General features: G+C 69.2%; 16 protein-coding genes. 6 read left to right on the top strand and 10 right to left on the bottom strand.

Features of this window, described 5'->3' with window-relative positions; all coding sequences use genetic code 11:
* The first annotated feature begins 31 nt into the window (after nt 1-31).
* On the top strand, nt 32-1,168 hold the full coding sequence (locus DPV79_RS24185) for an alginate lyase family protein (RefSeq protein ID WP_059490381.1): 1,137 nt from the start codon (nt 32-34) through the stop codon (nt 1,166-1,168).
* Between the two features lie 30 nt (nt 1,169-1,198).
* Nucleotides 1,199-2,587 carry an L-serine ammonia-lyase gene (locus tag DPV79_RS24180; RefSeq protein ID WP_021164187.1) on the top strand — a complete coding sequence of 463 codons (1,389 nt, stop codon included), beginning with the start codon at nt 1,199-1,201 and terminating at the stop codon, nt 2,585-2,587.
* A gap of 86 nt (nt 2,588-2,673) precedes the next feature.
* On the opposite strand, the gene DPV79_RS24175 is transcribed toward DPV79_RS24180, so the two are convergent.
* Both DPV79_RS24175 and vapB read right to left on the bottom strand, forming a co-directional pair.
* On the bottom strand, nt 2,674-3,075 hold the full coding sequence (locus DPV79_RS24175) for a type II toxin-antitoxin system VapC family toxin (protein ID WP_113046656.1): 402 nt from the start codon (nt 3,073-3,075) through the stop codon (nt 2,674-2,676).
* Nucleotides 3,075-3,311, bottom strand: coding sequence for a type II toxin-antitoxin system VapB family antitoxin (gene vapB, locus DPV79_RS24170; protein ID WP_059528333.1), 237 nt, complete (start codon nt 3,309-3,311; stop codon nt 3,075-3,077). The genes DPV79_RS24175 and vapB overlap by 1 nt, the downstream gene beginning before the upstream one ends.
* A gap of 413 nt (nt 3,312-3,724) precedes the next feature.
* Between vapB and DPV79_RS24165 the strand changes: the two genes are divergently transcribed.
* Together DPV79_RS24165 and DPV79_RS24160 are read left to right on the top strand one after the other, a co-directional pair.
* A complete protein-coding gene (locus DPV79_RS24165; protein ID WP_113046655.1) occupies nt 3,725-5,428 on the top strand; it encodes a thiamine pyrophosphate-binding protein in 1,704 nt (567 codons plus the stop codon).
* Nucleotides 5,425-6,537: a glycosyltransferase family protein gene (locus tag DPV79_RS24160; protein WP_060054164.1), complete on the top strand. Its 1,113-nt coding sequence runs from the start codon at nt 5,425-5,427 to the stop codon at nt 6,535-6,537. Before DPV79_RS24165 ends, DPV79_RS24160 begins: the two co-directional genes overlap by 4 nt.
* Before the next feature lie 198 nt (nt 6,538-6,735).
* On the opposite strand, the gene DPV79_RS24150 is transcribed toward DPV79_RS24160, so the two are convergent.
* From DPV79_RS24150 to exaC, 3 genes are all read right to left on the bottom strand, one after another.
* On the bottom strand, nt 6,736-7,767 hold the full coding sequence (locus DPV79_RS24150) for a helix-turn-helix domain-containing protein (RefSeq protein WP_059678265.1): 1,032 nt from the start codon (nt 7,765-7,767) through the stop codon (nt 6,736-6,738).
* Nucleotides 7,768-7,972: 205 nt separating this feature from the next.
* Entirely contained in the window at nt 7,973-8,518 is a 546-nt protein-coding gene (locus DPV79_RS24145) for a hypothetical protein (RefSeq protein WP_059816937.1), read from the bottom strand.
* A gap of 359 nt (nt 8,519-8,877) precedes the next feature.
* Complete coding sequence (exaC, locus tag DPV79_RS24140) at nt 8,878-10,404, bottom strand: acetaldehyde dehydrogenase ExaC (protein ID WP_113046654.1); 1,527 nt, start codon at nt 10,402-10,404, stop codon at nt 8,878-8,880.
* Nucleotides 10,405-10,724: 320 nt separating this feature from the next.
* Between exaC and DPV79_RS24135 the strand changes: the two genes are divergently transcribed.
* Nucleotides 10,725-11,153, top strand: a complete 429-nt coding sequence (locus tag DPV79_RS24135; protein ID WP_244321804.1) for a pyridoxamine 5'-phosphate oxidase family protein — start codon at nt 10,725-10,727, stop codon at nt 11,151-11,153.
* A gap of 108 nt (nt 11,154-11,261) precedes the next feature.
* Here the strand turns inward: DPV79_RS24135 and DPV79_RS24130 are convergent, their stop codons facing one another.
* Nucleotides 11,262-12,875 carry an MFS transporter gene (locus DPV79_RS24130; protein WP_113046682.1) on the bottom strand — a complete coding sequence of 538 codons (1,614 nt, stop codon included), beginning with the start codon at nt 12,873-12,875 and terminating at the stop codon, nt 11,262-11,264.
* A gap of 155 nt (nt 12,876-13,030) precedes the next feature.
* Between DPV79_RS24130 and DPV79_RS24125 the strand changes: the two genes are divergently transcribed.
* A complete protein-coding gene (locus DPV79_RS24125) occupies nt 13,031-13,915 on the top strand; it encodes a LysR family transcriptional regulator (protein ID WP_021164099.1) in 885 nt (294 codons plus the stop codon).
* Between the two features lie 98 nt (nt 13,916-14,013).
* Here DPV79_RS24125 and eutC read toward each other — a convergent pair whose 3' ends face one another.
* The 4 genes from eutC to DPV79_RS24105 all read right to left on the bottom strand — a co-directional run bounded on the left by eutC (nt 14,014) and on the right by DPV79_RS24105 (nt 19,421).
* A complete protein-coding gene (gene eutC, locus DPV79_RS24120) occupies nt 14,014-14,808 on the bottom strand; it encodes an ethanolamine ammonia-lyase subunit EutC (RefSeq protein WP_021164100.1) in 795 nt (264 codons plus the stop codon).
* Nucleotides 14,805-16,202, bottom strand: a complete 1,398-nt coding sequence (locus tag DPV79_RS24115; RefSeq protein ID WP_113046652.1) for an ethanolamine ammonia-lyase subunit EutB — start codon at nt 16,200-16,202, stop codon at nt 14,805-14,807. Before DPV79_RS24115 ends, eutC begins: the two co-directional genes overlap by 4 nt.
* A 95-nt stretch (nt 16,203-16,297) precedes the next feature.
* Nucleotides 16,298-17,710, bottom strand: a complete 1,413-nt coding sequence (gene eat, locus DPV79_RS24110) for an ethanolamine permease (protein WP_113046651.1) — start codon at nt 17,708-17,710, stop codon at nt 16,298-16,300.
* A 247-nt stretch (nt 17,711-17,957) separates the two neighbouring features.
* Nucleotides 17,958-19,421: a mechanosensitive ion channel gene (locus DPV79_RS24105; RefSeq protein WP_059493883.1), complete on the bottom strand. Its 1,464-nt coding sequence runs from the start codon at nt 19,419-19,421 to the stop codon at nt 17,958-17,960.
* Between the last annotated feature and the right edge of the window lie 218 nt (nt 19,422-19,639).

Raw genomic sequence — 19,639 nt, 5'->3', positions numbered from 1 at the left:
ACACGCGATCCAGCCAATGAAGGAGTTCCGCATGGTGCGTCCGATGTTTCCGGGCCATGGTGCACTGCAAGGGCGGCCGCGCGCGCGCCGTGTCGTGCCGATGTTCGTCGCGTCGCTGTCGTTGGCCGCTGCCGGCCTCGGCGCGTGCGGCAGCGCGCGCGCGGCGATGAATTTCTGCGCGGCGCCGGCCCTGCAGGCGAGCGAGACGACGCAGGCCGAGCCGGGCGTCCAGGCGCTGATCCGCAGCGTCGACGCACGCATCGGCGAGCAGCCGAAGGCGATGGCGCGCGTGCACACCGAGGGCACGCTGCCGCACGAAGGCATCTACGACCAGAGCGCCGCCGCGCTGAAGGATCTCGACCTGATGCGCGATGCCGCGCTCGCGTGGCGCGTGACGAACGCGCCGCGCTACCTGCAGCTCGTCGACCGCTTCCTGTCCGCGTGGGTCGGCACCTACCAGCCGAGCTTCAACCCGATCGACGAGACGCGTTTCGACAGCCTGATCGTCGCGTACGACATGACGGCAAGCGCGCTGCCGGTGAAGACCCGCAACGCGACCGCTGCGTTCATCGCGAAGCTCGGCGCCGGTTATGTCGCGCAGATCGACGCGCAGAAGCGCCCGCTCACCGGCACCTGGCGCAACAACTGGCAGAGCCACCGGATCAAGCTGATCGCGCTGTCCGCGTTCACGCTCGGCGACCGCAGGATGATGAACGCCGCGCAGCGGCTGTTCGTCGAGCATCTGGCCGACAACATCGGCCCGGACGGCAAGACGTGGGACTTCGAGGAGCGCGATGCGCTGCACTACGCGGTCTACGACCTGCAGCCGCTGGTGACCGCCGCGCTCGCCGCGCGCCGCTTCAACCGCAACTGGCTGCGCGAGCGCGGCACGAACGGTGCGACGCTCGCGGCCGCGCTCGACTGGCTCGTGCCTTACGCGCTCGGCGAGAAAACGCACGAGGAATTCGTGAATTCGCCGGTGCCGTTCGACGCGAAGCGCCGCGAAGCCGGCCTGCCGGGCTACACGGGGCAGTGGGACCCGAAAAACGCCACCGAACTCTTTCATCTGGCCGCGCGGCTCGACGGGCGTTATGCCCGCGTCGCGCAGCAACTTTCCCCAACGCCGCCCGCATGGCTCGCCGCGTGCCTGCCATTGCAGGCGCGCTAGCACTACTCTTAAAGCAAGGCAGGAATCGAAATGGCAGTCAGCGTCTTTGACCTCTTCAAGATCGGTATCGGTCCATCCAGTTCGCATACGGTCGGGCCGATGCGCGCGGCGCTGATGTTCGTCCAGGGCCTCGAGCGCGACGGGATGCTCGACGCGACCGCCCACGTGAAGGTCGAGCTGTACGGCTCGCTCGGCGCCACCGGCAAGGGCCACGGCACCGACCGCGGCGTGATGCTCGGCCTGCTCGGCGACGCGCCCGACACCGTCGATCCCGACACGATCGACGCACGGCTGGAAGACGTCCGCAAGTCGAAGAAGCTCGCGCTGCTCGGCACGCACCCGGTGCCGTTCGTGCTGAAGGAGAACATCGCGTTCTACCGCCAGGCGCTGCCCGAGCATCCGAACGGGATGAAGCTGCGCGCGAGCGACGCGAACGGCGCGGTGCTGGTCGAGCGCACCTACCTGTCGGTCGGCGGCGGCTTCGTCGTGACGGCCGGCGCGCCGAACACAAAGGTGCTGAGCGCGGCCGAGCAGATGACGCACCCGTTCCGCACCGGCGCCGAGCTGCTCGCGCTGACCGAGTCGACCGGCAAGTCGATCGCGCAGCTGATGTGGGAAAACGAGCGCGCGTGGCACACCGAGGAAGAGACGCGCGATGGCCTGCTGAAGATCTGGGCGGTGATGCAGTCGTGCGTGTCGCGCGGCTGCGGAATCGGCAACCCGGATGCCGACGGCAACCTGCCCGGCCCGTTCCAGGTCAAGCGCCGCGCGCCGCAGCTGTACCGCACGCTGACGGGCAGCCCGGAGCGCGCGCTGCAGGATCCGCTGTCGATGATCGACTGGATCAACCTGTACGCGATCGCGGTCAACGAGGAAAACGCGGCCGGCGGGCGCGTCGTCACCGCGCCGACCAACGGCGCGGCCGGCATCATCCCCGCCGTGCTGCACTACTACACGCGCTTCACGCCGGGCGCGAACGAGCAGGGCGTGATCGACTTCCTGCTCACCGCCGCCGCGATCGGCATTCTTTACAAGCTGAATGCGTCGATCTCCGGCGCGGAAGTTGGCTGCCAGGGTGAAGTGGGCGTCGCGTGCTCGATGGCGGCGGGCGCGCTCGCGGCCGTGCTCGGCGGCACGCCGCAACAGGTCGAGAACGCGGCCGAGATCGGGATGGAGCACAACCTCGGCCTCACCTGCGACCCGGTCGGCGGGATGGTGCAGATTCCCTGCATCGAGCGCAACGCGATGGCGTCGGTGAAGGCGGTCAACGCGGCGCGCATGGCGTTGCGCGGCGACGGCTCGCACTACGTGTCGCTCGACTCGGTGATCAAGACGATGCGCGAGACCGGTGCCGACATGAAGACGAAGTACAAGGAAACGTCGCGCGGCGGGCTCGCGGTGAATATCGTCGAGTGCTGATGCGGCAACGGCGGTCATGCGGGGCGAATCGATACCCTGCATGACCGCCGGACATGGCGAGCGTTGCGTCACGCCCGCCGGGCACGCTAGTCGCTCAGCCAGTTCTCCAGCCGCACGCCCGGGTAGCTCGCGAAATCCCGCTCGTTGTTGGTCACGAGCACGACGTCGAGCGACACCGCATGCGCCGCGATCAGTTTGTCGAGATGATCCTTCTTCCGGTCGCGGGCCGCGTCGCGGACAGGGCCGTACGCTTGCGCGGCCGGCGCGTCGAACGGCGCAACCGGGATATCCTCGATCAGCGCGGCCAGATTGCTGCGCTCCCGGGCCGGACTTGCACACGCGGTCACGCCGTACTCGAGCTCGGCATAGGTAATCGCCGACATCACGACGTCCCCCGTGTAGCACTGTGCAAATCGTCTCGCGACCTGTTCCGGCTGATTCTTCATCAGGTAGATGCACATGTTGGTGTCGAGCATGTAGCGCGCCATCACAAGCCCTCGCGGTCGGCCTGCTCGTGGTCGCCACGCCCTTCGGCCATGAAATCCGGCCCGAATTTCGCGAACTTCTCGAGCACGCCGGTCAACGGCCGCCGCATGGGCCGAATACGGATTTCGTCGCCGATCCGTTCGATTTCGAGCTCGATATCGCTGCGCTCGTAGGCAAGGTCCGCCGGAATCCGTACGGCCTGCGAGTTGCCGTTCCGGAACACCCTCGTGGTATGCATGTCGATCTCCCATGCGTGTGTACGATGGATGTACTTTAGGGTGTTTCCGAGGCAATGTAAATCCATGTGTGTACACAACTCCGAAGTGATCATGCGGGCGGCTTGCGATATGCCGGAGATATCCACTGCCGGCGGCCGGTCAATTGCGGCGAAAAGACACGTGGTTCGGCGCAATTCGCCACCCGCCTGACCGTGGCGGCGGATCGTCCTGTCCGGCTCGATGCTGGCAGCCTCCACTGTCCAGCGTCCGGCAATCACGCACCAGTCGTCCTTTCGGCCAGCCGAACCCGGCGAGCATGCAAGACGCGCCGCCCGACCCGCTCCGGGTTCCGACACTTTTCACCGGCCGGCGTACCGGCGCCCCGCCGACAGGCGTAAGCTGTACGTCCCGCTACCCAGGGAGACGGCAGCCCATGTCGCATTCCAAGGATCTCGAGCAGCCCGCCACCACCGGCGCGCGACTGCTCGTCGATGCGTTGCTCGCCAATCACGTCGAACGCGTGTTCTGCGTGCCCGGCGAGAGTTTCCTCGCCGTACTCGATGCGCTGGCGGACGACACCGCACGCATCCAGACGGTCGTCTGCCGCCACGAGGCGGCCGCCGCGAACATGGCCGAGGCGGTCGGCAAGCTGACCGGCCGCCCCGGCATCGCGTTCGTCACGCGCGGGCCCGGCGCGACCCATGCGTCGATCGGCGTGCACACCGCATTCCAGGATTCGACGCCGATGATCCTGTTCGTCGGCCAGTGCGCGCGCGAGCACCTCGACCGCGAAGCCTTCCAGGAAATCGACTACCGGCGGATGTTCGGCCAGATGGCGAAATGGGTCGCGCAGATCGACGATCCGCGCCGCATTCCCGAGTACCTGAGCCACGCGTTCCACGTCGCGACCGCCGGCCGACCCGGCCCGGTCGTGCTCGCGCTGCCGGAGGACGTGCTGTCCGAAGCCTGCGCGCCGCAGCCCGTCGTGCCGGCCGCGAAACGCGTCGCGGCCGCGCCGTCGGCCGCACAGCTCGACGAGCTGCGCGAGCGGCTCGCGCGCGCCGAACGTCCGTTCGCGATCGTCGGCGGCAGCGGCTGGACGCCCGACGCGTGCGCGAACCTTCGCACCTTCGTCGAGCGCTGGCAGTTGCCGGTGGCCTGCGCGTTCCGCTACCAGGACACGATCGACAACGCGCACCCGAACTATGCGGGCGACGTCGGGCTCGGGGTCAACCCCGCGCTCGCGAAGCGCATCCGCGACGCCGACCTGCTGCTCGTGATCGGGCCGCGCCTCGGCGAAGCGACGACCGGCGGCTACACGCTGCTCGACATCCCGAAGACACGCCAGACGCTGGTTCACGTGCACCAGGGCGCGGACGAGCTCGGCCGCGTGTATGCGGCCGACCTGCCGATCGTGTCCGGGATGCCCGAGATCGCCGCGCCGCTCGCCGCGCTCGAGCCGCCCGAGCATCCCGCGTGGGCCGGCAGCGCCGCCGACGCGCATCGCGCGTATCGCGAATGGCATGCGCCGCTGCCGATGCCCGGCGACGTCCAGCTCGGCGACGTGATGGTGCAGTTGCGCGAGCGCCTGCCGCACGACGCGATCCTCACCAACGGCGCCGGCAATTATGCGATCTGGCTGCATCGCCACTTCGCGTACCGGCACTTCCGCTCGCAGCTCGCGCCGACGAGCGGCGCGATGGGCTACGGGCTGCCGGCCGCGCTCGCCGCGAAGTCGTTGTACCCGTCGCGCGCCGTCGTCGCGCTCGCGGGAGACGGCTGCTTCATGATGGCCGGCAACGAGCTCGCGACCGCGATGCAGTACGGGCTGAACATCGTGGCAATCGTCGTCAACAACGGCCATTTCGGCACGATCCGCATGCATCAGGAGCGCAACTACCCGGGCCGCGTGCACGGCACGGGGCTCACGAATCCCGATTTCGCCGCGTATGCGCGCGCATTCGGCGCGCATGGCGAGACCGTCGAGCGCACCGCCGATTTCGCGCCCGCGCTCGAACGCGCGCTGACCTGCGGGCTGCCTGCGCTGATCGAGATCCGCATCCCGCAGGACGCCAGCACGCCGGCCGCGACCCTCGAACAGATCCGCGAACAGGGCCGCCGCGCGCGCGGCGGATGACGGTGAGCACGCACGCCGCGCCCCCTGCCGCCGCGCTGTCGCACGACGACGCGCTGGCGCTCCCCGGCACGCTGCTCGCACCGGACGGCACGCTCGTCGCGCCTTACGACCTCGAGCACGGCGACGCGCGTGCCGCCGGCCACGTGGCGGCCGCGCCCGCGCGCGGCCTGCTGCACGCGGCGCACCGGCCGTTTCGGCTCGACTATGGCCGCGCACGGCAGGTGCATGTGATCAACGGGATGGGGGTCACGCTCGGCGATTCGGTGATCGGGCTCACCGCCCTCGCCGCGCTGCGCGCAGCGCATCCGGGCCTGGGCTTCACGCTGTACCGGCCCGCCCGCGCGCCGCGCTACGTCGATGCGCTGTACGCGCTCGCGGCCGACATCGTCGCGCCGTCGCGCGCGCTGCCGTACCCCGCCGACGCGCTGCCGGCGGACGCGCCGTGCATCGACGTCGGCAATCACCTGTACTGGCCCGCGTTCGCGCGGTTGCCGATGATCGATTTCTTCCTCGACGCGCTCGGCGTGGAACCTGCCTCGGTGCCGGCATCGGCCAGGCGCAACCGCTGGCTCGCGCGGCTGCCGTTGCCCGCGTTGCCTGCGCAATGGCAGCGCCCGTACGTGCTGTTCTGTCCGAACGCGAGCACCGCGTTGCGCAGCGTGCCGCCTGCCCTCCGGGCAACGTTCGTCGAACAGCTGGCCCGGCGCTACGGCTTGCCGGTGGCGGGGTTCGGGCCGGTCGCGCATCCCGCGTATGTCGACGTGAGCGCCGATGCGGCAGGCGATACGGCCCGGTTCATCGCATGGGTCAAGGGCGCCAGCCTGCTGTTCGCGCCCGACACGGCCGCGCTGCACCTTGCCGACGGTTTCGACGTGCCGACGCTCGCGTGCTTTACAACGATCGAGCCGGCGCTGCGCGTACGCGACTATCCGCATTGCGTGCCGGTCGCGCTCGACGTGCCGGCCGAATTGCACGGGCTGCATCGCAGCGAGCGGCCGGCCGATCTCGCGGCGGTCGAGGCCGCTTACCGGGCGATCGACTGGGACGCGCTGGCCTGGCCCGCGCCGCGCAAAGCCGCGGCGACCGCTGATCAGGAAAACCGGACATGAGCATCCGCTGCGTGGCCGAAAGCGCGATAGCGTGCCCGCACCGCCTGAGCCTGAGCCTGAGCCTGAGCCTGAGCCTGAGCCTGAGCCTGAGCCTGAGCCTGAGCCTGAGCCTGAGCCTGAGCCTGAGCCTGAGCCTGAGCCTGAGTCCGAGTCCGAGCGTGAGCCCGAGCCAGGCTCACCCCGACTACCGCCCCGCGCTCACCCCGCCACCATCACCGCGCGATCGCGCAGCGTCTCCGACGGCCGCTTGCCGAACAGTCGCCGGTAATCGGTCGCGAACTGGCTGAGATGCCAGAAGCCCCACGCCTCCGCAACGTCCTGCACCGAACCGGCCGCGCGGCCGCACAGGTCGCGCCGCGCGCCGTTCAGCCGCAGCGTGCGCAGGTAGGTGGCGGGCGCCATGCCGAGCACGTCCTGGAAGCAGTACTGCAGCGTGCGCCGGCTCACGTGCAACTGCTCGCACAGTTCGGGCACGCCGACCGGGCGCGTGCGGTGCGCGAGCACGTAGTCGCGTGCCTGTTCGACGATCCAGCGGCGCATCGACGGCGCGCGGCCGGCGTCGTCGTCGGCCGGTTGCGCGCACACGTCGAACAGCGCGGCCAGCACCTCGGCCTGCAGGTCGTCGCGCTGCGCATCGGCCAGCGGGCCGGCCATCGCCACCGCCCCGTCGAGCCGGCGGCCGAGCAGCGCGCACAGGCGCGCGAGCCGCGCATCGCCGACCTGCATCACGCGCTGCGTGAACAGCCGCTCGTCGAGCGCACGGTGCTCGACCTCCTCCGCATAACGGCGCAGCACGTCGCCGCGCACGACGATGCCGTAGATCGAGAACTGCGCGGGCGTCACCAGTTCGAATTCGACGTTGCCGGGCCGGAACGCGAGCGCGCCGGGCCCGATGCGGCACGCATCGACGCGCGCGGTGCCGTCGCTCTCGAGCGGGATGCCGAACCAGTACGCATCGCCGCGCACCTCGCACGCCTGGCGCAGCAGGTGGCTCGTCGATTCCCGAAACAGTTTCATCGTGTCGAGCGGCAGCTCGGTCAGCGTGCCGACGAAACGGCCGGCCGCGAGCTGGTCGTAGGTCTGCCGCCAGCCGATCAGGTTGCGCGCCTGCTCGTCGGCGTCATGCGCGACGCTGACGACCGCCTGCCCGGCCAGCGCGTCGTCGCCCTGCGCGTTGCGCCGCGTGTCTTCGGCCGTCGGTTCTTCGCTACACGCCACGTGTTGGTCCATCGTGTCCTCCCTCACCTGCCCGGAACCGCGTCTGTCACGCAAGTCCCGTGCCGAACCGCGCGGTTCGGCGAACGGCCCGTCATTCCACGTTGTCCGGCCGTTGCGCGCCATCCGGGCGCACCCGAAGGCGGCGTGCCGCGCACGCCGCCGGTGCGATCCGCGCGACGACCGCGCATCTCGACCGCCGCCGGCCGCCGAATCCCGGCTACCCGGCCGGCTTCAGCCGCACGACCCGCGTGCCGCAATTGCCATACGCCTGCGCGACCGCCAGCTCGACGATCGCGCTTCCGGCCGGCCAGGGCGCCGCGTCCGCTTCGGGCAAATCGGCGCGCAGCGTCGCGCGACCGTTGATCCGGTAGCGGATGCCGCGCACGAAGTCGACGAACAGCAACCCGACGCCGCAGCCGTCGCATGCCGCCGCATCGATCCGGCCACCGTCGCCGGGGGCGGCAGGCAACGCGAACCGCAGCGTCTTCGTGTCGATCACGCGGACGACCGGCAGCAGATCGCCGTTCGCGTCGCGCATGCCCGGCACGATGTCGCAGGTCACGGATGTGCGCGAGCCGCCCGCAGTGGCGATGAACATGAACGGCTGAGATTCGACGAACTGCCGCACGCCGATGCTCACGCGTGTCGTCACCACGTCGCTCATCCGCTCGGCTTCGTCGGCCACGCCGAAGCGGTGCTGCGCGTCGAGTTCGCCCGCATGGAACACGGGGTGACGCGGAAAGGATCGGGGCAGTTCAGCCATGCTGGTTTTCGTTACACGCATCGGCGCGCCGTGCCGCAGCGACGACACGACGGCCGGTATCGTTTCCGGCGCCGGCCGCGACGATGCTCGGCCGACACCGGGGGTCGGATGTCGAAGTCGAAAATGGCGAAGTGCCGGGTGACCGGATGGGACGACGGCCACCCGCCGATAGCCGATAGCCGCCGCATCGCACCCGCGTGCGCAACGCCCGACGGACGGGCAAACGTCACCCGACCATCGAACGTTGAACGCAGCCCGCGCGCCACGCGCCCCGCCAACGAACCCCGGCGATCGTCCCGGCCGGCGCTGCCCTGCCGGCCGGCCGATCCCGGCGCTCCGCCACTGCGTCGACGCCCCGGTCAGAAGAACCCGAGCGCCTCGGCCTGGTAGCTGACCAGCAGGCACTTCGTCTGCTGATAGTTCGACAGCGCCATCTTGTGCGTCTCGCGGCCGATCCCCGACTGCTTGTAGCCGCCGAACGCCGCGTGCGCGGGGTACAGGTGGTAGCAGTTGGTCCACACGCGGCCGGCCTCGACCTCGCGGCCCATCCGGTACGCCCGCGTGCCGTTGCGCGTCCACACACCCGCGCCGAGCCCGTAGAACGTGTCGTTCGCGAGTTCGATCGCTTCCTGCTCGTCCTTGAACGTCATCACCGACGCGACCGGCCCGAAGATCTCTTCCTGGAACACGCGCATCTTGTTGTTGCCGAGCAGCATCGTCGGCTTCACGTAGTAGCCCGTGTCGAGGCCGGCAGCCGGCGCCGTGCGTTCGCCGCCCGTCAGGCATTGCGCGCCTTCGCCGCGGCCGATGTCGATGTACGACAGGATCTTGTCGAGCTGCTGCTGCGACGCCTGCGCGCCGATCATCGTCTGCAGGTCGAGCGGGTGGCCGGCCTTGATGCGCTCGACGCGCGCGATCGCCTTCTCGATGAACTTCTCGTAGATCGATTCCTGGATCAGGATCCGCGACGGGCACGTGCACACCTCGCCCTGGTTCAGCGCGAACATCGCGAGCCCTTCGAGCGCCTTGTCGAGGAACGCGTCGTCCTGGTCGAGCACGTCGGCGAAGAAGATGTTCGGGCTCTTGCCGCCCAGTTCGACCGTCGACGGGATCAGGCTGTCGGCCGCCGCGCGCAGGATGTGCTTGCCGACCGGCGTCGAGCCCGTGAACGCGATCTTCGCGATCCGCTTGCTGGTCGCGAGCGCTTCGCCCGCTTCCTTGCCGAAGCCGTTCACGATGTTGATCGTGCCGGCCGGGAACAGGTCGCCGATCAGTTCCATCAGCACGAGCACGGACGCGGGCGTCTGCTCGGCCGGCTTAATCACGACGCAGCAGCCGGCCGCGAGCGCCGGCGCGAGCTTCCATGCGGCCATCAGCAGCGGGAAGTTCCACGGGATGATCTGGCCGACGACACCGAGCGGCTCGTGGAAGTGGTACGCGACGGTGTTGTCGTCGATCTCGGAGATGCCGCCTTCCTGCGCGCGGATACAGCCCGCGAAGTAGCGGAAGTGGTCGATCGCGAGCGGCAGGTCGGCCGCCATCGTCTCGCGCAGCGGCTTGCCGTTGTCGATCGTCTCGGCCACGGCCAGCAGCTTCAGGTTCTTTTCCATCCGGTCGGCGGCGGCGAGCAGCAGGTTCGCGCGCTCGGCCACGGACGTCTTGCCCCACTTGCGGCGCGCGGCATGCGCGGCGTCGAGCGCCAGCTCGATGTCGTCGGCGCCCGAGCGCGGAATGCGGCAGAACGGCTGGCCGTTGATCGGCGACACGTTCTCGAAATACTCGCCTTTCACCGGCGGAACCCACTTGCCGCCGATGTAGTTGTCGTATTGCTGACGGTACGGGTATTCGACGTCGAGGCCCAGTTGCTTCAGGTCAAACGGGTTCATACATGTCTCCTGTTCATCGTGCTTGTGTGCGTACAGCGCCGGTTGGATCGCGCTGCATCCGTTTACGCAACATGCGTGCCAAACGGGACGGAAGCACGGCGACCACGGCCGGCCCGCGTGCGCACCGTGCCGTGTTCACCCATGCAGCACGGCGGGTGTACCCATTCTGAACAGCGCGATTGCGCAGCAGCCGGGCCGGTGTGCGAAATTTCCACAGTGCGCGGGCGCGCGTGCAGGCGCACGCCGGCCGCGACGCGTGGCATGTCGCTTGCGTGCGCATCGCGCATTCCCACGCAACGGCGAGTGCGCCGACCGACACCATGGACGACCGCGGCCCCCTGACCGACGACGCCATCGCGTTCATCCGCGAGCAGGCGTTCCTGATCGTCGCGACCGCCGACGAAGGCGGCAACAGCGACTGCTCGTACCGCGGCCGCCAGCCGCGCGCCGACGGCTCGTTCGAGCCGCTCGTCGACATCCCCGACCGCCGCACGCTCGTGCTGCCCGACTTCGCGGGCAACAACCTGTTCAACACGATCGGCAACCTGCTCGTGAATCCGGCCGTCGCGCTGCTGTTCGTCGATTTCGTGCGGCAGACGACCTGGCTCGTGCAGGGCCGCGCGACGATCGACGAGGATGCGCCAGGCCGCGCTCACCTGTGGCCGGACGCGCGGCGCTATGTGGTGGTTGACGTGGAACGGGCGCAGGCGCGCGCCGATGCGGCGCTGCCGCCGCTGGTGCTGGCGTGATTCACGCGATGCGCTGAACGAATCGTCGACTCGCGACGCAAACGACGATGAAACGACGCGGCGCTCCGGCTGTCGTGGCCGAAACGCCCGTGCATGGCGATACGCCGCTCAACGCCCGTGCGTTTCCGTGCAGGCCGCATCGATCCGGCTGCGCACCGGCGCGTCGGCATGGGCGTGCCCTTCGGTGCCGTCGCCCGCTTCGACAGCCACCCGCCGCCCGCCGAGAAACACGAACACCACCACCGCACACAGCACGGTGACGACCGCCAGCCCGATCAGCAACCGGTCGAATGCATGCGCGTAACTCGCGAGCAGCACCGCATGGCCGACACCCGGCAACGCAGCCGCCGCGCCCGCGAGATCGCCGGTCGCGAGCCGCGCGGCCGCACGCAGCGTCGCGTCGGGCGTGCCGGCTGCGCCCGCCGCCTGTCGCAGCCCCGTCTGCGCGAGTGCGGCCAGTACCGCGCCGACGATCGCGAGCGCGATCCCTTCGCCGGCCACGCGCGTCGTGCTGAAGATGCCCGTCGCCATCCCCGCGCGCTCCTTCGGCACGACGCTCACCGACAGCCCGTCCATCAGCCCCCACGGCATGCCGGCCCCGACGCCGATCGCGAGCATCGGCGCGATCGCCGCCGGCCCCGCGCCGCCGCGCAGCGCGACGTCCAGCCACACGAGCCCGGCCGCCGCGATCAGCAGCCCGAGCCCCGAGATCACGCCGGCCGTCAGCCAGCGCGTGAGCGTCGCCGCGACCAGCGGCACGACCAGCATCGGCGCGGAAATCGCGAGCATCAGCCAGCCGGCGTCGATCTCGCTGAAGCCGTCGATACCGATGAAGCGCAGCGGCAGCACGACGAGCAGCACGATGTAGCAGCAGCAGGTCGACACCGGCAGCACCTGCACGCCGACGAAACGCGCGATCCGGAACAGCGACAGGTCGAGCATCGGCCGCGCGACCCGCGTCTCGATCGCGACGAACGCGCAGGCGCCGAGCGCCGCGCCGGCCAGCAGCGCGATCACGAGCGCGTTCGACCATCCGCGTGCGGGGGCTTCGATCACGCCGAACGTGAACAGCGTCAGCGCGGCTGTGAACGCGGCCGTACCGGGCCAGTCGAGCCCTGTCGCGTGCGGGTCGCGCGACTCGTGCATGCGCGGCAGCCCGAAGCCGAGCGACAGCCCGCCGGCCACCGCGCTCGTCACGAAGATCGTGCGCCAGCCGCCGTGCCCGATCAGCGCGCCGGCCAGCACGGGCCCGAACGCGAGCCCGATGCCGAAGGTCGTGCCGAGCAGGCTGAATGCGCGCGTGCGCGCCGCGCCGTCGAACTCCTGCGCGAGCGCGGCCGTGCCGCCCGCGAGCGCCGCGGCCGCCGCGAGCCCCTGCGCGGCGCGCAGCAGGTCGACCGCGAGCATCGACGGCGCGAACGCGAGCGCGACCGACATCAGCGTGAAGCCGCCGACGCCGATCGCGAACAGGCGCTTGCGGCCGAACTGGTCGGCCAGCGCGCCCGCCGCCATCAGGCAGCTGCCGAACGCGAGCATGAACGCGTTGGTGATCCAGTTCATCGCGACCGTGCCGCCGTGCAGGTCGCGGCCGATCGCGGGCGTCGCGACCGCGCCGCCCGAAAACGACAACGGCAGCGCGACGGCGGCCATGCAGACGGCGGCCAGCACCCACGCGCGCCGGCGTGCCGACTGCGTCGATGCGGCTGAAAAAGGCTGATCCATCATCGCTCCTCAAAAGGCCGGCGCGGATGCGCCGTCAGAGCGACAGACGATAAATCCGATTCAATCGAAGAAAAACCACGCGAAGTTCCGCATATACCGGACTAGAATTCCGCAATTCACTTCACAGCGCGCGTCGTCGTGCGTGCTTCGATTCGATGGAAAACCTGTCCGGCATCGTCGCGTTCGTCCGCACCGCCGAAGCGCTGAGCTTCGTCGCGGCCGGCCGCGCGCTCGGCATCTCGGCGTCGGCGGTCGGCAAGACGATCGCGAAACTCGAACAGTCGCTGGGCGTGCGCCTGTTCAACCGCACGACCCGCCGCGTCACCCTCACCGAAGAGGGGCGGCATTTCTACGAACGTTGCCAGCGGATCCTCGAGGATTTCCGCGACGCGGAAGCGACCGTGACCGCGTCGGCGCAGCGCCCGCGCGGCAGGCTGCGCGTGAGCCTGCCGGTGATCGGCTACCGGTTCCTGCTGCCGGTGCTGCCCGAGTTCCGGCAGCGCTACCCGGACGTCGAGCTCGATCTCGATTTCAACGACCGGATGGTGGATGTCGTCGAAGGCGGCTTCGATGCGGCGATCCGCAGCGGCCCGCTGTCCGATTCGAGCCTGATGTCACGGCGGCTCGGCCCGTTTGCGTTCGTGCTGTGCGCGACGCCCGCGTATCTCGCGCGGGCCGGCACGCCGCGCACGCCGCGCGATCTCGAAGCGCACGAATGCGTGCGCTACTGCTTCCCGACCACCGGCAAGCTGCAGGACTGGGCGCTCGCGGCCGCCGACGGCACGCCGGCGAAGCTGCGCACCGCACTGACCTGCAACAACATGGAAGCCCTGCGCGGCACCGTGCTCGCGGGGCTCGGCATCGGCTACATGCCCGACTTCCTCGCGCGCGACGCGCTCGAACACGGCACGCTCGTCACCGTGCTCGACGACTACCGGATCGCGCCGGGGCAGTTCTCGATCGTGTGGCCGTCGAGCCGGCAGTTGTCGCCGAAACTGCGCGTGTTCGTCGATTTTCTGTGCGAGCGGCTGTTCAGGTAGCCGGGTAGCAGGCGCCTCGACAGCCGCCCCTCATGCCGCTCATGCCGCTCGAACGGCACGCACACCGCGATGCGGGAGCGGCCCGCGTGCGACCGTTTTCAGTCCGCCCCGATCCGCTCCGCTTCCGCCTGCGGCAACAGCGCATCGCTGTCGTCCTTCAGCCCGACGCCCGTCAGCTGGAGCCTGCGCGCGTGCGTCATCAGGTAATGCAGCTTGTGCGCGGCCGCCGCGTACGGCAGCCCTTCGGGCCGCACGTTCGAGATGCAGTTGCGCAGCGCGTCGTGGCAGCCGACCTTCGGCGCCCACGTCAGGTACACGCCGAGGCTGTCCGGCGAGCTGAGCCCCGGCCGTTCGCCGATCAGCATCGCCACGACCTTCGCGCGTAGCAGCTCGCCGATCTCGTCGCCGAGGGCGACGCGCGCCTGCGTCGCGACCACCACCGGGCCGATCCGCCAGCCGTCCGCGTCGAGCCGCGGCCGCACCGCCTGCAGCAGCGGCAGCGCCTGCTTCGCGGCCGCGAACGCCGAGAGCCCGTCGCCGACCACGAACACGACATCGGGCGCGTCGTCGAGCGCCGCGCCGTAACCGGCGAGCAGCCCGCGGCTGTCGTCCGACAGCTTGCGGCCGAGATCGGGCCGGCGCAGATAATGGTCGCGGTCCGGCGCGGCGCTCTGCACGCCGAGCGTCGGCAGCAGGCCGGCCGCCTCGATCTCGCGCCGCAGCGCGTCCGAGTCGAGCGGCTGGTGCACCGCGTCGCGCGCCTGCGCGTGCGACAGGTTGAAGGCCAGCAGCGGCGCGGTCGGCAGGCTGTTGCCCGCACGGCCGAGCGCGATTCGCGCGTTCGTGAACGACTTCAGCTGGCCCCACGGATTCTTTTCGACGGCGTCGCTCATGCCGAAATCCCCATCCAGTCGTTCGCGCCCGCGAGCAGCGGCACGCGTGAGCTCGCGGCGCGCAATGCACCGTGCGCGTCGGCGATCTCCATCGTCTCCAGCCACTCCTCGAATTCCGGCGCGCGGCGCAGGCCGAGCACCTCGCGCACGTAGAGCTGGTCGTGGAACGACGTGCTCTGGTAGTTCAGCATCACGTCGTCCGCGCCCGGAATCCCCATGATGAAGTTGATGCCGGCCGCGCCCAGCAGCGTCAGCAGCGTGTCCATGTCGTCCTGGTCGGCTTCCGCGTGGTTCGTGTAGCAGATGTCGCAGCCCATCGGCACGCCGAGCAGCTTCCCGCAGAAGTGATCCTCGAGCCCCGCGCGGATGATCTGCTTGCCGTCGTACAGGTATTCGGGCCCGATGAAGCCGACCACCGTGTTCACGAGGAACGGCTCGAACTTGCGCGCCACCGCATACGCGCGCACCTCGCAGGTCTGCTGGTCGACGCCGAAATGCGCGTTCGCCGACAACGCGCTGCCCTGGCCCGTCTCGAAGTACATGAGATTGTTGCCGACGGTGCCGCGCTTGAGCGACAGCGCGGCCTCGCGCGCCTCGCCGAGCAGCGCGAGCGAGATGCCGAAGCTCGCGTTCGCCTTCTCGGTGCCCGCGATCGACTGGAACACCAGATCGACCGGCGCGCCCTTCTCGACCGCCGCGATCGTGTTGGTCACGTGCGTGAGCACGCACGACTGCGTCGGCACGCCGTAGCGCTCGCGGAACGCGTCGATCATCGCGAGCAGCTTCACGATCGCCGCGAGGCTGTCGGTGGCCGGGTTGATGCCGATCATCGCGTCGCCGCAGCCATACATCAGCCCGTCGAGCATCGACGCGGCGATCCCCTTCACGTCGTCGGTCGGGTGGTTCGGCTGCAGCCGCACCGACATCCGGCCCGGCAGCCCGACCGTGTTGCGAAAGTGCGTGACGACGCGGCGCTTTCTCGCCGCGGCGATCAGGTCCTGGTTGCGCATCAGCTTCGACACGGCGGCGACCATCTCGGGCGTGAGGCCCGGCGCGATCCGTTCGAGCGCCGCGCCGTCGGCGGCGGGCGACAGCAGCCAGTTGCGGAAATCGCCGACGGTGAGATGCGAGATTTCCGCGAACGCCGCCGCATCGTGATCGTCGACGATCAGGCGCGTGACCTCGTCGTCTTCATACGGGATCACCGCCTCGTTCAGGAACGCCTTCAGCGGCACACCCGCGAGCGCGATCTTCGCGGCCACGCGCTCCTCCTCGCTCGCCGCCGCGACACCGGCGAGCTGGTCGCCGGAACGCAGCGGGCTCGCCTTCGCGAGCAGCGTCTTCAGGTCCGCGAAACGGTACGTGCGCGGGCCGATCGTCTCCGTATAGGACATCGTGCGAGTCTCCTTGCCTTGCCAAAAGCCGACGGCGCGCCCGTTCGACGGGGCGCGCCGGATGCCGTCAGGAACGGCCGTTCACCTTCACCTGCTCACTCCTCCACCAGCGCGTCGCCCGGCGCGCTCTCGCGCTGCGAACGCGTCGCGAGGAAGTACGCGTAGCCGACCGCGAGGAAGCCGACGAACACCTGCGCGACCAGCCCGTTGAAATACACCATCGTAGCGAGGCAGACGAGCGCCGCCAGGATCGCGAAGGCCGGGAAGATCGGGTACAGCGGCGCGCGGAACGGCCGCGCCATGTTCGGCTGCGTGTGGCGCAGCTTGAACAGCGACGCCATGCTCACGATATACATCACGATCGCGCCGAATACCGACATCGTCACGATATTCGCGGTCAGCGTCTGCCCGCCGAACTGGATCAGCTCGTCGCTGTAGATCGCCGCGATGCCGACCACGCCGCCCGCGAGAATCGCGCGGTGCGGGGTCTTGAAGCGCGGATGTACCTTGCCGAGCCACTCCGGCAGGTAACCTTCGCGGGCCAGCGCGAAGATCTGGCGCGAATAACCGAGGATGATCCCGTGGAACGACGCGACGAGGCCGAACAGCCCGAGCCACACGAGCATGTGCATCCAGCCGCTGTTCGCGCCGACGATGTACTTCATCGCCTGCGGCAGCGGGTCGTTGATGTTCGCGAGCTTGGTCCAGTCGCCCGCGCCGCCGGCGAACACCATCACGCCGATTGCGAGTGCCACGAGGGTCAGGATCCCCGCGACGTACGCGATCGGAATCGAGCGCTTCGGGTTCTTCGCCTCTTCGGCGGCCATCGCGACGCCTTCGATCGCGAGGAAGAACCAGATCGCGAACGGGATCGCCGCGAACATCCCGTGGAACGCGCCCATGCTGAAATGATCGGCGCCCGACCAGCCGCCCTTCATGAAGTTGCTCCACGCGAAGCCCGGCGACACGACGCCCATGAACACCAGCAGCTCGAAGATCGCGAGCAGCGTGACGACGAGCTCGAAGGTCGCCGCGATCTGCACGCCGACGATGTTCAGCGCCATGAACACGAGATACGCGCCCATCGCCGCATGCTTGGGCTCGAGGCCCGGAAACTGCACGTGCAGGTACGCACCGATCGCGAGCGCGATCGCGGGCGGCGCGAACACGAATTCGACGAGCGTCGCCGCGCCGGCGAGATAACCGCCGGTCGGGCCGAACGCGCGGCGCGCATACGCGAACGGGCCGCCCGCGTGCGGGATCGACGTCGTCAGCTCGGTGAAACTGAAAATGAAGGTCGTGTACATCGCCGCGACGAACAGCGCGGTGACGACGAAACCCAGCGTGCCGGCGCTCGCCCAGCCGTAACTCCAGCCGAAGTATTCGCCGGAGATCACGAGGCCGACCGCGATGCCCCACAGTTGCCAGGTCCCGAGCGTCTGCTGCAGCGCGGGCTGGCCGGACGACTTGGCGCCGGCGGCGGGCCGGCCATTCGACTCTGCTTTCATCGGACTCTCTCCTCAAATGCGCCGGGCCTGGCGGCCTGCGCGACTGAGAATCGATGCTAGAGAGTCATTAAACGACGTGTTATCGAAATTCGGCAAAGATCGCGGCTGACATTTCGCTGACGGAAACGCCTGTTCCGGGCTTGTGTGGCCTCCCGCTGCGCGAAAGGCACCGATGCCGGGCCCGCCCCGCTGCGACCGCCGCCGCCGGCCGCACGCAGCGGCCGGACGGACGATCGACGCGAAAGACTTATTGCCCGCCGCCGCGCTGGTTGAACCAGCGGTCGAGCAGCTTGCCGGCCGCTTCGCGGCCGCCGAGGCCGAACGACAGCGCCACCGCCACCGCGATCGCACCCAGCACGAGGCCGAACGCGAGCTGCACGATCTCGTTCGCGATGCCCATCGCGCGCAGCCCCATCGCGAACACGAGGCCGAGGATCGCGAATTGCGCGATGCGCGCGAACAGCACGCTGTGCTCGCGGTCGGCCTGCTCGATGACGCGGCGCGCGAGGCTGGCGAGCCACACGCCGATCACGAGGATCACGCCGCCCATCAGCACGTGGCCGCCGAATTCGATGAACAACGTGACGACGTCGCGCACCTGCGAGAAGCCGAGCCTGTTCGCCGCTTCGACCGACGCGAACAGCATCGCGAAGAACACGATCAGCCGCGCCACCAGCACCGACGGCTGCAGCATCCCCGAGAACACGCGTTCGACGCCGAGCACGGCCGGGAGCCCGTCGGCGCCCGCGGCTTCCAGCAGCTTCTGCGCGAGCGACGCGACGAAGCGCGCGAAGTAGAACGTCACCAGCACGATCACGATCGCCGCGACGATGTCCGGCACCGCGCCGAGGAACTGGTTCAGCATGTTGGTGGCCGGCACCGAGATCGCGTCGATCTTCAGCGCGTCGAGCGCGGAGATCAGCGTCGGCACGAACACGAACACGTAGACGACCGTGCCGATCAGGCTCGACACGCGCACGGGCGTCGGGCTGTCGAGACGCTGCGTGAGGCGGTCGGCACCGGCGGCGACGAGCAGGTTCGTCACGAGGCCGCGCAGCACGCGCGCGACGATCCAGCCGACGATGCCGATCACCGCGGCCGCGAACAGGTTCGGCACGATCGCGAGCAGCTTGTCGACCATCCCCTGCACGGGCGTCAGCAGCCCCGACAGCGCGAACGACGCGAGGATCGCCGGCAGGAACATCAGGATCACGAGCCAGAACAGCACGTCGCCGAGATAACCGCTCATCGGCTGCAAGCCGGCGCCTTCGGACAATTTGTCGTCGATCTTGCTCGCCTTCAGCGCGCGGTTCGCGAGGCTGCGCAGCAGCGACGCGATGAGCCACGCGATCAGCGTCAGCGCCGCGCCGCCGATCAGGTTCGGCAGGTAGTTGACGATGTGGGTGACGAGCAGCGAGAACGGGTTGGAGACCGCATACAGGTTGAGCACGTTGAAGATGCCCACCGCGGTGACCAGCAGCACGAGCCAGAACAGGCCGCCGGCGATGATGCGCTCGACGCATGCGCCCTGGCCGGTGCTTTCGCTGATCCGCTGGTCGACCTTCAGCGCGCCGAGCAGACGCATCGCGCCGGCCCGCACCGCGACGGCGATCAGCCAGCCGATCACCAGGATGCCGATCGCGCCGGCAATCTTCGGCAGATACCCCCCTAGCGTGGTCTGCAGCGACGTGATGAAGCTGGAAGCATCCATTTCTTCTTCTCCCGAAAACGTGGTGTTGCGATTGGACATCGACGAACTACCTGCGTACTTCGAAAAGCGTGCTGCCCCGACGGAGCAACTTACCCGAGAAAAATGACGCGATCACCCGATTTCACCGTCTTTAACTTTAGTCATAGATCGCAGAGGGGCAAGACCCCATTTCGTCAAAATGAAAAAGGGCCTGACGGGTCGGCGCGCCTGCGTATTTC

Source organism: Burkholderia reimsis, from assembly GCF_003294055.1.
In the GTDB taxonomy this organism is placed as follows: Bacteria; Pseudomonadota; Gammaproteobacteria; order Burkholderiales; family Burkholderiaceae; genus Burkholderia; species Burkholderia cepacia.
Note: the sequence above shows the minus strand (reverse complement) of the source record. Positions and strands in the feature narration are given on the sequence as shown.

Excerpts from the sequence above, each read along its gene's own strand:
- eutC (WP_021164100.1), bottom strand. The coding sequence starts at position 14,808 with ATGAGCGACGCCGTCGAAAAGAATCCGTGGGGCCAGCTGAAGTCGTTC.
- DPV79_RS24185 (WP_059490381.1), top strand. The coding sequence starts at position 32 with ATGGTGCGTCCGATGTTTCCGGGCCATGGTGCACTGCAAGGGCGGCCG.
- exaC (WP_113046654.1), bottom strand. The coding sequence starts at position 10,404 with ATGAACCCGTTTGACCTGAAGCAACTGGGCCTCGACGTCGAATACCCG.
- DPV79_RS24175 (WP_113046656.1), bottom strand. The coding sequence starts at position 3,075 with ATGGCGCGCTACATGCTCGACACCAACATGTGCATCTACCTGATGAAG.
- eat (WP_113046651.1), bottom strand. The coding sequence starts at position 17,710 with ATGAAAGCAGAGTCGAATGGCCGGCCCGCCGCCGGCGCCAAGTCGTCC.
- DPV79_RS24130 (WP_113046682.1), bottom strand. The coding sequence starts at position 12,875 with ATGGATCAGCCTTTTTCAGCCGCATCGACGCAGTCGGCACGCCGGCGC.
- DPV79_RS24150 (WP_059678265.1), bottom strand. The coding sequence starts at position 7,767 with ATGGACCAACACGTGGCGTGTAGCGAAGAACCGACGGCCGAAGACACG.
- DPV79_RS24165 (WP_113046655.1), top strand. The coding sequence starts at position 3,725 with ATGTCGCATTCCAAGGATCTCGAGCAGCCCGCCACCACCGGCGCGCGA.
- DPV79_RS24135 (WP_244321804.1), top strand. The coding sequence starts at position 10,725 with ATGGACGACCGCGGCCCCCTGACCGACGACGCCATCGCGTTCATCCGC.
- DPV79_RS24115 (WP_113046652.1), bottom strand. The coding sequence starts at position 16,202 with ATGTCCTATACGGAGACGATCGGCCCGCGCACGTACCGTTTCGCGGAC.
- vapB (WP_059528333.1), bottom strand. The coding sequence starts at position 3,311 with ATGCATACCACGAGGGTGTTCCGGAACGGCAACTCGCAGGCCGTACGG.
- DPV79_RS24180 (WP_021164187.1), top strand. The coding sequence starts at position 1,199 with ATGGCAGTCAGCGTCTTTGACCTCTTCAAGATCGGTATCGGTCCATCC.
- DPV79_RS24105 (WP_059493883.1), bottom strand. The coding sequence starts at position 19,421 with ATGGATGCTTCCAGCTTCATCACGTCGCTGCAGACCACGCTAGGGGGG.
- DPV79_RS24145 (WP_059816937.1), bottom strand. The coding sequence starts at position 8,518 with ATGGCTGAACTGCCCCGATCCTTTCCGCGTCACCCCGTGTTCCATGCG.
- DPV79_RS24125 (WP_021164099.1), top strand. The coding sequence starts at position 13,031 with ATGGAAAACCTGTCCGGCATCGTCGCGTTCGTCCGCACCGCCGAAGCG.
- DPV79_RS24160 (WP_060054164.1), top strand. The coding sequence starts at position 5,425 with ATGACGGTGAGCACGCACGCCGCGCCCCCTGCCGCCGCGCTGTCGCAC.